An 11,844-nucleotide genomic window follows, 5' to 3' on the forward strand; every position below is an offset into this window, starting at 1 on the left:
CCCTATCCCGCGACCTCGTCGAATCCCAGCAACCAATTCCCATCGGTGCGCGCCTGCTACAGCGAACAATGGGCTAGCGTCTACCTGCGCAGCAAGAAGCCCAGCCGAATGTGAGCCTCATGTCCTTCTCCAGCCCAACGACTGACCTGCCAAAGTCTGGGGCAACGCAGTCAGGCACCGGTCCGACCGCGTCAGCGCTCACCTACGAACCGTCACTTGATGGTTTGCGGGCGGTGGCCGTGCTTGCAGTCATGGGTTACCACTTCACTCTGCCGGGGATCACGGGTGGCTTCCTTGGTGTGGACGTTTTCTTCGTCCTCTCCGGCTACCTGATCACCTCGATTCTGCTGCGTGAACACCAGCGACAGGGCGCTATCAACTACGTCGCATTCTGGGGTCGCCGAGCGCGACGGCTTTTCCCTGCGCTGTCGGTGATGCTCTTGGGCGTTTGCGTCTATGCCGTCTTCAGCCCGGCTCTTGAGCAAGTGACCATTCGCGGTCAGGGAATCGCAACGCTGTTCTACGTCAACAACTGGTGGATCATCCTGTCCGGCCAGTCCTACTTCGATCAGTTCCAAGCTCCCTCCCCACTGATCCATACGTGGTCGCTGGGGGTTGAAGAACAGTGGTACCTGCTTTTTCCCGTGCTTCTCGCCGGGCTTCTCCTGTGGCGTTTGCGCGCGGACGGCCGCCTGGTTGCCGCTCTTGGGACATTGGCCGTCGCCTCGACGCTGTGGACGGGCTTTCTCGCCAACGGCGGCGCGTCGGCAGACCGGCTCTATCTCGGTACCGACACTCGCGCCCAGGAATTGCTGGTCGGGGCAACGCTGGCAGCGTGGGCGCAGTGGCGTCGTGCGCAGGGTCAAACCGTTTTGCCCGGGTGGGCCAGGCACAGCGGCGCGTGGGGACTGGCCTTGCTGGGAGCTGTTGTACTCGCATTCTTCCTCGTCAGCGAAACGGACCGCGGACTGTTCTACGGCGGCATGCTCGCCTTCTCGCTGGTTGTGGCCGGGCTCATCGCCGTGTGCAGCACACCGGGATCCAACCTCACGAACAAGACGCTGTCGTGGGAGCCTCTGCGCAAGATCGGGCTGATCTCCTACGGCCTCTACTTATGGCACTGGCCGCTGCTGGTCATCTTGACCCCGGCGCGCGTCGGTGTGGACGGCCTCTTGCTGTTCGCGGTACGGATGGTGTTGACGTTCATCCTGGCGATCGCGTCATATGTCTTCGTTGAAATGCCTATTCGGCGGGGCGCGTTGAAGCGCAAGTTCGGCAGCCAGGGTCAAATTGGAATCGCATTCGCATCGGTCGCAATCCTTCTCGTTGCGGTCATGGGCTCAACGGCAATGGGTGCCCGCGAGGCAGCCAATAATCCGGAACTGCTGAACAACAAGACCAAAGACATCACCTACACCGGGATCGGTCCCAGAGTCTTCATCATCGGCGATTCAGTGCCGTATGGCTTGCGTGAGAACTTTCCCCAGCAGGGTATGCAGTTCGCAGTCGGTGGCGCGACCGAACTCGGGTGCGGCCAATTCCCGACTACGTACGTGCTGGCCGGAAGTGACGAGGAGTCAGATCCAAAGTGCTACCAGTGGGTAGACAGGCGCGGCGAACTGCTCGACGCTGCCAACGCCGACCTGGCCGTGCTCTTCCTCGGTCACTACCAGCAATACGACATTCGGATCAACGGTCAGGTCGTGCGCCAGGGAACTCCCGAGTACGAAGCCTGGCTGACGGCACAGATCGAACGCGCGATTGCCGATTTGCGACGTGGCGGTAAGAAGGTCGCGCTAGTCAATGTCCCATGCCACCGCACCGTTGAGACTGCGACCAATCCGAAATCCATCGCAATGAATGACGACACCAGGGTCGCGTGGCTCAACGGTGTCATCGCGAAGGTGGCTGCCCAAGACGGCAACGTCCCGGTGGTCGATCTTGACGCGTGGGAATGCGGTGCCGGCAAGGATCCGGAGAACATCGACGGCGTAGCGATGCGTGTCGACGGTCTTCACTACACGCCAGAGGGTGCTGATCTGGTGTGGAGTTTCCTCCAGAGCCAATTCCTCCAGATCATCGGAAGTGAGCCTGTCCCAGCCACGACCCCGGCACCGGACTCAGCCGGTAAGGCTAAGGATCGGGCCAAGGCGAAGAAGAAGACCAAGGCCGCCGCCGCCTCCTGACAGCCAAAATCTCGGCCCATCCTGGACGAGATCACCAGCGAGATAGTGCCCGCCGATTGCTGCTTCGACTACTCAGTCACGGTCTTGCGCCCGCTGCCGTCCTTGGCGAATCCGAAGACGGCCGCACCACCCACGGCGATCACCAGTCCGCCAATGAGCACTGTCACGGCTTGGACCCGGCTCTGCGCTGCCGCCGGGCCGCAGGCGAAGGACTGCACTCCACTGGTTGGTGAAGCCGCACTCCCACAGTCGAGTTTGGCGCCATCCGTTGCCTGGACAGTGACCGGTACATAGAACAGTCCCCCGGCAACGACCCAGAGAACCGCACCAATAAGGATGGCCAATTTCGCCCCACGGCTCAACTCCCTCGGAACCGGTTGCGATCCCGGCACCGGTTGAACGGTTTGGCCTTGTTGGCCTTGCTGGCCAGCGATATCCACGTCCACGGGGCAACCTTACGACGAAATCCGAGTCAGTACCCGCCCCGCGCCGGTTTGAGCCGTAGAGTGCAACTTCGAACGGCGAGAATTGCCAGCAGCACACCAGGAGGGTTCCGCAGTCATGTCCCTCCTGACCCGTCCCCCGATCGACGACGGCTCAGCCCCAGACGAGCAACGCCGGAGCCCGTTCACCGACCTGTTGTCGCGTTTCAAACAGCGGTGGCAGTCCAGGCGAACGATCGGACCGGCAGAGCGGCTCAGCTACTTCCTGTTGGCACTCGCTGTGGCTGCACCAATCATGCTCAGTCAATTGGGCCTTTACACCCCTGACATCAAGATCGAGGTCTACCTCAACCCGTGGCATCGATTCGCGCTGGACCTTTCGACGTGGCTGCCTGACCCGCAGGCTGGGGCGGGCAACTACAACCTCGGGCTTGCTCCAGTCGACTTCGCGATGGGGATCCTGCACAGTCTGGGATTCTCGCCCGAACTGTCGATGCGGTTCACCAAGCTCGTGCTCGTGCTCTTTGGGGCCTGGGGTGCTGTCCGGTTCCTGCGTGATGTCACCGCAGACAGGGCCTCAACGATTACCCGGGTCGCCCTCGCCGTCGTCTACGTCGCGAACCCGTACGCCATTGTCGGTGCCTCCCAACTGGCCATCCAACTGCCCTACGCCCTGCTGCCTTGGTTCCTGATCGTCGTCAACCTCGCTGTCCGGCGGGGCGGTTGGCGCTGGCCCGCGCTGGCCGCACTGATCTTCTTCTCGATGTCGGGAATGAACACCGGTGTTGTCCCGATCATTCAGTGCGTCGTCATCCCAGTTCTCGTGGTGTGGGTCAGTCGGATCTGGGGCATCGACTGGAAGACAACACTGCGGGCGCTCCTTCGGATCCTGCTTCTGATTGCGCTGGTGTCGCTCTACTGGCTGGTTCCGGCCGTATTTGCGTTCGGTGCGGCAACCAACATCGTCGACAACACCGAATCGATTCAGACCATCAATTCGGTGTCCTCGTTCGCCGAGGTTCTGCGTGGCCTGGGTATGTGGACCATGTACGGGCAGAGCCCTGTGACAGGTCCCTGGCAACCGGGTTTCATGCCCTATCTGAACAACCCTTTCGTGATCATCGCGTCATTTGTGTTTCCGCTCATGGCCTTGGTGGGCCTCATTGTCAGCCGCGGGCGCGTGCGACTACTCGCATTCGGGATGGCCCTGAGCGCAGCAATCCTGATGGTCGGCCTCTATCCACCGGATAACCCGACACCATTCGGCAGGGTCCTGAGCGCGGCATTTGATTTCTTGCCGGGTGCGATTGCGTTCAGGACAACCAACAAGGCTGGGGCCGGGCTGGCACTCGGGCTGTCCATCCTGGTGGCGCTCGGAATTGGCACCCTGGCACCGCGTTGGCGAACGTTCGGGCAACGCTCGTTGGCAATCGGAACCTCGTTGGTTCTCGTTGGGCTGGCTGCCCAGCCAGCTGTCGTGGGCGAGTTGTATACCGGTCGCTGGGATATTCCGTCCTACTGGGCCACTGTCGGCGCCCGACTCGACGCCGGGTCGGCCCGCAGCAGGGTCTGGTGGCTGCCCGGGCAAGTGCTGGCACGCTACCGCTGGTCCACCGACAGCTACGACGATCTGCCCTTCAGCATCCTGAACACTCGCCACTCCATGCTGCGAACCGCTCTACCGACGACTTCTCCCCACCTGTCCAATTTCCTCGCTGCATCCGACATCGGACTGCAGTCGGGCTCACTGAGCCAAAGCGCCGTCTCGGATGCTGGTTGGTATCTGGGAGTCAGCGACATACTGCTGCGAAATGATTTCGATTGGGAGGCTTTCACCGGCGGCCGGCCGTCCATCGTCCAGCCCAGACTCGACACCGATCCCGGTCTGACCCAGGACGGGACGTTAGGTCGACCCGGCCAAAACGTCATCAGTCCGCGCGAATTGGCCAACAACCCACTGACCCGATTCGACGCAGACACTCCACCATTGCATTTCTACAAGCAGACCGCGGCGGGGAGCATCGTCCGATCCGAAGATCCGTCACGGACGGCCGTCATCGACGGTGATGGCTTCGCTTTCAGCGGCGCCGCTCAGTTCGGTGTGCTGACTGGTCAGCGCCCGTTCACCTATGCCGGCGACCTGACTTCGGAAGAATTCGCGCGCCAACTCGGCACCGGACACGAGTTGGTCTTCACCGACTCGAATCAACGTCGGAACATCAACCAGACGGTCCTCCTGGGTGCCCTCGGCCCGATCCAGGGCGCTGGCCAGCCGCTCACCAGCGCCACCCGAACCCTGTGGCCATCTACGCCCGCCCGCCAAGCGGTCCTCGATTGGGAGGGTGCGTCTTCGGTCACACCGTTCGGTTTCAATGACCCCACGATGCCGTTCGGCTCCCCCCAGTTCGCTTTTGACAAGGGCCTGAACACCGCCTGGCAAATCGGTGATGGCTTCACCAACACGGTGGGTTCCGGGGCCACTGTGCGCTTCGCTGCGCCCCGAACCATCCGCGGCATATCGATCGCCAACCTTCCCAAATCGGGCGCCGAGAGCTTCCGGATCTCGGCGGGGACGGCATCCCAAACGGCCAAGGTGGACGCGACCGGCTTCGCCAGCGTCGACCTGGGTGGCGTCGAATCTGATCAGGTCAAGATTGAAGTCAATTCCCTCAAGCCCGGACGCACGCCGCCGGTGTTCATCAATCACATTTCAATCGACGGGGCCGATATCCTTCCGGTCACCAAGACGTCGTCGCAGTTGTCAGATCTGGTCGGCGACGCCGTCCAGAAGAACAGCAGCGAGATCGCTCGCACGCCGATGACGGTTCTGCTGGAACGGGACGCACAGGGCCCGCTTGCGGACGACGATCTCGAGCCGACGCTTGAGCGGAACATCATGTTCCCGGCCGTCCGAAAGGTCGAGGAGTATGGCGTTGCCGAAGGCGGAGGCACCGGAAAGCCGGACAAGAAGGGATGCTTAACGGCATCGACCCTCAATGGCCAGCCCATGCGGGTAAAGCCGGTTGGCGGCAAGGCAACGGAGGCACCGTGGTTGTTCACCGGCTGCGACTCGGTCACCCTGAATCCAGGTACGAACCGCCTGCGGTCGGTCAATGGTGTCGTCATCAACTCGTTGGCCATGAGAGACCCAAAAGCGTCCGCCCAACCACTAACTCCCCCCACCTCGGCCACGTCGGTCGTCACCTCGACGGCGACTGAGACCACGGCGAAATTCGATAGCAGCGACAGGCCGCAGTTGGCTGTCTTCAGCCAGACCCTCGGCCCGGGATGGAAGTCGACCCTGGATGGACAGCCAGTCAACCCATTCATCGTCGACGGACACGCTGCGGCCATCGCGCTTCCCGCAGGCGGTGCTCACGAGGTCACCCTGAAGTACGAACCCCAGGGCTCTGCCGTGTGGTCCCGATACATCTCGGTCATTGCGTTGGCGCTGTGCCTCCTTCTGTGGCTGGCTCCAGGCAGGCTGCGCCGCGTGCGCGCAGTGACTGGGGCACCCACCGACCCACCAACCGCTACCGACGCGGCCAACGGCCGGCTTTGGACGTACCTGCGAAACCCATCCCGCGCCGCGATCGCGGTCAGCATTGGCGCTTTTGTGTTCGGCGGCTTGCTCATTGGGGTTGTGACAGCCGCCCTGTGCGCTGCCGCGTTCCTGTTTAACATCGGTTCGCGGCGGATCTTTGCAGCGGCCTTGCTGCTTCTGGCAGCCGCGCCATTCGCGTGGATCGCTGGCAATGTGTCCCAGTGGTCGTTGGCCTCGCCAGTGCTCGTGACCCGAAACCCGGCACCAGCCATCCTCACTGCTGTGGCGCTCGCCTTGGCGTTACTGGGAGTCCTCTGGCGGAAGCACCGGCCGTGACGGTTCGAGCGTGTGAAGTCTGCTCTGGCGAATCCTCGCTGGTAACACTGGACGACCAAGCGCACCTCTATCGGTGTGCAGACTGCGGACACGTCGAGCGGGATCTGGACCTGGCCCCGGCCTATGCCAGAAACGTCGAATACGGCGAAGGTCCAGGAGGCACCGTACGGATCGAGCTGACCTACCGCCGACTTCTGCACCGAGTGCCCGAGTTGTCTCCCCCAGGTGCCGTTCTTGAGGTTGGTTGCGGGCCAGAGGCATTGCTGGCGCGCCGGCTGGCCCGAGCTGGCTTTGACGTGGTCGGCATAGATCCAAACGTGTCGACAGGCGAAGTCGACGGAGTCCGACTCGTTCGTGCGGGCCTTGACGCCAGCACCGCCCGCGTCCTCAGCGAGGTCGCCAGCCATTCCTCAGCGGGCTACCGGGCGGCCACTGCGATCCACGTGCTTGAGCACATCGGTGACCTACACACGGCACTGCGCGTCCTGCGGTCACAACTGCAGAACGATGGATCTTTCTACGCCATCACACCAGCCGGTGACAGCAGTGCACTATCCCGAAATGGTTCCGCCTGGTGGATGCTCGAAGATCCCACGCATATTCGGTTTTTCTCCGAGCAATCACTGCGCATCGCACTGCAACGTGCAGGCTTTGGCAACATCCGCATCCGGCGGCTGGTCACCGACAGCATGGCCACCGACTCAGCGACCCTCATCCGTAAGCTGCGTCCTAGGACTCGACCCAAGGGCGTGCTCGATCAAACCAGCACAAGGGTGATATCAGTTGTAACCTTGCCCTTTGCCCTTGGAGCTCGCGTCGTGTCCAAACGATGGCGATCAGTACTTGAAGTTGTCGCCGACAGCTAGACCAGTCATGACCCAAATACCTGCACCGGGTTTCCGTACACCACTTTGTTCAGGCAGACAGCGTCTTTCGGGCTGGGCACGGAGAAATCCAAGTCCCCACCGAAGGCGCCAACCGAGGCATAGACGTCGTTCCACTGGTTGGCTTTGACGGGGATGTCCGTCGGTGCCGAACCCACGTTCACGGTCAAGACGGTGTCCGTCTTGGAGTAGTACTGCAGATAGACGACTCGCCAGAAGTTGAATGGCGTCGGGGTGATTGGAATCCTCGCCGTGTCGTCTACAAGCGTCCCGCAACCCGGTGACAAGCCCGTCGGAAGCTCCGGACCGTCGACTATTCCGGGCTTGAGGTGCCCGTCCGCTGCAACGACGGTCAACTTCTCGCTCCACGTCGCCCAGTGAGGCTGGCGAGGATAGATCTTGAACATTGACTCCTGCGTATTGAAAGGCAACGGGGCGACCACCAACCCGAAGGCAGCCGGTGGGGAACTGTTGAAGACTTGCGCCTGTGGGTTCGCAGCAAGGTCAGCCTGCAGATTGTCGGAGAAGCTACGCCCGGGGTTCACACTGAAGATGTCGCGATAGGCCGCTGCGGACACCAGCGTGCTGACGCTGAACAGCGCCACGCAGCAGCCGACAGCAACCGGATTCCCCAGGTATCGCCGCAGAGTCAGGGCTGCGGGATTTGATCGTCGCTCGCTCGCCGGGTCAATTCTCAGTCCGAAGAACGCGACTGCCAGCGTGCACGCCAGCAACGGTGCACCATCAGCGAAGTGACGGAATGTGTGGGTGACGCCCCAGCCCACCGTCGAGACTCGGCCAACTACCAGCGGGACGGTGGCAATCCCGACGAAGACAAACCACGGCAGCCAGACACGCAACCGCCGCCGACGCAGCATGGCTGAAATGACGACCAAACCGATAAGCAGGATGATCGAGAGGGCCGTCATGAACACGGGGGCGTTGCCATCCGCGTTCACATTCCCAAAAGCAAACCACCGCCAAGGCCCACCGGCGAGGATCCACCCGATTGTCTGGGTGTAGGTCCCGGCAAACGATCTGCCAGCGTCGACCAATGCAGGTGGTCGCAGAGGCTCCTGCGAAATGAAGGCAAACGCGGTGACGTACACAACGCCCAGCACCGCGAAGGCCGCCCATAGCCGCCGGTAGCTCCGCAAGGTGACGGTCAGTGAGTCAATAAACCCACCTCGGACGAACCAACCTGCGGTGATCAAGAACAGGATGAACGGAATCAGGACTGCCTTTTCAAGGAACAGCAGACCCGCGACTACCGAGAGGAAGGCTCCCAGCCAGGCTGTGTTCGAGTTCGTTCTCAGCAACTTCACCTGGAAGAAGATCGCCAGACCACCGAAAAGCCAGACAGGAATGACGGTCACGGCGACGACGATCCAAGTTGAGCTTGGGTAGGACAGTGCCGAAAGCATTGGCACTAGCAAGGCAACAACCGCCAGCGGACGCGGACCCACCAGACTCCGCAGCGCTAGCCAAGTGGTGACGCCGGCACCGGCGAGCAGCAGCGAGGCAAGAACAACCATTGGTAGCCAAGGAGTGCCACCCCCGATGGCGACGCCGAACCCGAACAGCAGAAGGGTCGCGGGCTGAAGGTGACCGCCATACGCCTCGAACATCCGCGCTGGGTTGACTCCTTCATTGGCGATCCGACTGAGCATGACCCAGTCGTCAGACCAGAAATACCCTCGCACGCCCACATAGATGGAGACAACGACCGCCGCAACTACAACGACTGCAGCAAGCCAATCGGCGAGCTGCAGTCGTTGTAGTTGGCGTCGAACCACGATTGATGGCTACTCGGCGCCGGAGAGTTTGTCGCGAAGCGCCTGGAGCGCCTCGTTGGCATCGCTGTCCAGCGCACCAGCAGCAGCGGCCTCGGACTTGTCTGAGGAGAAGCTGCTCGCGCCCTCGGCAGTGGTTTCGGCGGCCTCGGCATCGGCCTTCTTAGCCTCGCCGATCTGCGTCTTGTGCTGTTCCCAGCGCGCGTACGCGTCGTTGTACTGGCGTTCCCATTCGGTCCGCTGGTCTTCGAAGCCCTCTTTCCACTCACCGGTGTTGGGGTCGAAGCCTTCCGGCCCGATGTAGGCGCCGGCCTCGTCGTAGGAGGCGGGCATGCCGTAGAGGTACGGATCGAACTCGTCTACTGTCTCGGTTCCGCTGTCGTTGGCCTGCTTGAGTGACAACGAGATACGGCGGCGCTCGAGGTCGATGTCGATCACCTTGACGAAGATCTCGTCATCAACGGTGACGACCTGCTCTGGCATTTCAACGTGGCGCTCAGCCAGCTCGGAGATGTGCACCAGACCCTCGATGCCGTCGTCGACGCGGACGAAGGCGCCGAACGGCACCAACTTGGTCACCCGACCGGGGACAACCTGGCCGGTTGCGTGGGTTCGAGCGAACTGCTGCCACGGATCTTCCTGGGTGGCCTTGAGTGACAGCGAGACGCGCTCGCGGTCCATGTCCACGTCGAGAACCTCGACGGTGACTTCCTGGCCCACCTCGACAACCTCGGACGGGTGATCGATGTGCTTCCAGGACAGTTCGGAGACGTGCACCAGACCGTCGACGCCACCGAGGTCCACGAAGGCACCGAAGTTGACGATGGAGCTGACGACGCCGCTGCGGACCTGGCCCTTTTGAAGCTCGTTGAGGAAGTCGTGGCGAACCTGCGACTGGGTCTGCTCAAGCCATGCGCGACGCGAAAGGACGACGTTATTGCGATTCTTGTCCAGCTCGATGATCTTCGCTTCGATCTCGTCACCGACATATGGCTGCAAGTCGCGCACGCGACGCATCTCGACGAGGGAAGCTGGCAGGAACCCACGGAGGCCGATATCGAGGATTAGTCCACCCTTGACCACCTCGATGACAGTGCCCTTGACGACTCCGTCGGCTTCCTTGATTGCCTCAATATCGCCCCAAGCGCGCTCGTACTGCGCGCGTTTCTTGGACAGGATCAGCCGACCGTCTTTGTCTTCCTTCTGGAGAACGAGTGCCTCGACCTCGTCGCCCACGGAAACGACCTCGCTGGGGTCAACGTCGTGTTTGATCGATAGTTCTCGGCTCGGAATGACACCCTCGGTCTTGTAACCGATGTCGAGTAGGACCTCGTCCCGGTCGACTTTAACGATGGTGCCTTCGACAATGTCACCATCGTTGAAGTACTTGATGGTCTCGTCGATAGCGGCTAGTAGGGCTGCCTCGTCGCCAATGTCGTTGATGGCGATGGATGGGATCTCGTGGGCAGCGGTGACGTCAGTTGCGGTCATGGAGGAAAGGACTCCGGGATGGACATGAATCTCGTTGCGGAAAGTGGACAGTTGAAGGCTACCTGACGAGGGGCGGCCCGGGAATCCCGGACCGCCCCTCGTCAGACTTCGTGCAGTTGCCTATGCGGCTGGCGGTGCCCCCGAGGTGGAAACGGCGGTCGCCTCTTTCGACTTGGCTCCGGACTTTGCCATCAGCCAGCCGATGACGACCAGGATGATGCCGAGGATCAGGAACACAATCGGCAGAACGTTCATCACCAGGTTGAGCTGACTTGCCTTGGCGTTGATGTCCTTGGCCGCCTGCTCCAAGTACGCGGGCGAAGCCGATGCCTTGACCGACAATGCTGTCGCCAGGTCGGTCGTGCCGTCTGGGCCACGGAACGTCACGGTCGGCGTTGCGGCCGTGTCAACGATCTGGCCGGTCAGTGGCTCGATCCAGAACGTGGTGGTGTTCTCGTAGTACTGGCTGATCGTGACGTCTCCCGAGCCAGGGAGCTTGACGATCTTGGCCGGGACCTTCATCTCGGAGCCGGGTACCTGGGTCGGCGGGATCGCCTGGGTGAAGCGGTAGGACGCCACTCCAGCGTGGTCCTCCTTGGCCTCGAACACCGCAGGTGCCGTTGCCTGGAGTTGGTCATCCCAGATGTCGTATGTCTGCTCCTTGACGAAGAACGGGAACTTCAAAGGCATGATTCCGCTGAAGTTGACCGTCTTGCCGGCAACGTTGGCGCCGCAGCAGTTGGCCAACTGCGAATCAGTCTGACCGAACGCGTAGCGCGATTGGCTGGCGGTGATGAGACGCCCGTCGTCGGCATTGGTGCGGGAGAAGGTGTCGTAAACCGCGAGTCCGTCGGATTTTGCGGGATCCTGATCCGCGGCCAACACGTCACCTCGCGTGTACCGCGTGTTGGTCACAGGCGTGTTCGCCGGGAAGTAGGGGTCGGCTTTGCCAGCTGCGAACTCGGCGATGTTGAGTTGTTTAACGGCCACACCAACGCCTTCAGAGACGGTGTACTGGTCGAGCGGCGCTACAGCGGCGCTTGGTCCGACATAGAATCGGAACAGCGGCGCGAGGACGATGAGCATGAAGCCCAAGCCCAGCAGAATAAGTCCAAATACACGCTTCACGTCGTGCCTCCAGGTCGGGTCAAGTTAGCGTTGATGAAC

At 61.7% G+C, this 11,844-nt stretch carries 7 protein-coding genes; 3 read left to right on the forward strand and 4 right to left on the reverse strand.

Annotated features, from left to right (window positions below; translation table 11 throughout):
- The first annotated feature begins 119 nt into the window (after positions 1-119).
- Positions 120-2,186 carry an acyltransferase family protein gene (locus KAZ48_00725; protein ID MBP7971294.1) on the forward strand — a complete coding sequence of 689 codons (2,067 nt, stop codon included), beginning with the start codon at positions 120-122 and terminating at the stop codon, positions 2,184-2,186.
- A gap of 68 nt (positions 2,187-2,254) precedes the next feature.
- Here KAZ48_00725 and KAZ48_00730 read toward each other — a convergent pair whose 3' ends face one another.
- The gene (locus tag KAZ48_00730) at positions 2,255-2,632 is read right to left on the reverse strand and encodes a hypothetical protein (GenBank protein MBP7971295.1); all 378 of its coding nucleotides are present in this window, start codon (positions 2,630-2,632) and stop codon (positions 2,255-2,257) included.
- A 115-nt stretch (positions 2,633-2,747) separates the two neighbouring features.
- Between KAZ48_00730 and KAZ48_00735 the strand changes: the two genes are divergently transcribed.
- Together KAZ48_00735 and KAZ48_00740 are read left to right on the forward strand one after the other, a co-directional pair.
- On the forward strand, positions 2,748-6,509 hold the full coding sequence (locus tag KAZ48_00735; protein MBP7971296.1) for a DUF3367 domain-containing protein: 3,762 nt from the start codon (positions 2,748-2,750) through the stop codon (positions 6,507-6,509).
- Positions 6,506-7,375 (forward strand): class I SAM-dependent methyltransferase, encoded by an 870-nt coding sequence (locus KAZ48_00740; protein MBP7971297.1) that lies wholly within the window; start codon positions 6,506-6,508, stop codon positions 7,373-7,375. The genes KAZ48_00735 and KAZ48_00740 overlap by 4 nt, the downstream gene beginning before the upstream one ends.
- A 5-nt stretch (positions 7,376-7,380) precedes the next feature.
- Here KAZ48_00740 and KAZ48_00745 read toward each other — a convergent pair whose 3' ends face one another.
- The 3 genes from KAZ48_00745 to KAZ48_00755 form a co-directional block, all read right to left on the reverse strand.
- Positions 7,381-9,189: a hypothetical protein gene (locus tag KAZ48_00745; GenBank protein MBP7971298.1), complete on the reverse strand. Its 1,809-nt coding sequence runs from the start codon at positions 9,187-9,189 to the stop codon at positions 7,381-7,383.
- 9 nt (positions 9,190-9,198) lie between these two features.
- Positions 9,199-10,677, reverse strand: coding sequence for a 30S ribosomal protein S1 (gene rpsA, locus KAZ48_00750; GenBank protein MBP7971299.1), 1,479 nt, complete (start codon positions 10,675-10,677; stop codon positions 9,199-9,201).
- A gap of 120 nt (positions 10,678-10,797) precedes the next feature.
- Positions 10,798-11,805, reverse strand: coding sequence for a DUF3068 domain-containing protein (locus KAZ48_00755; GenBank protein MBP7971300.1), 1,008 nt, complete (start codon positions 11,803-11,805; stop codon positions 10,798-10,800).
- Positions 11,806-11,844 lie beyond the last annotated feature (39 nt).

Source organism: Candidatus Nanopelagicales bacterium, from assembly GCA_018003655.1.
Classification (GTDB): domain Bacteria; phylum Actinomycetota; class Actinomycetes; order S36-B12; family UBA10799; genus JAGNDY01.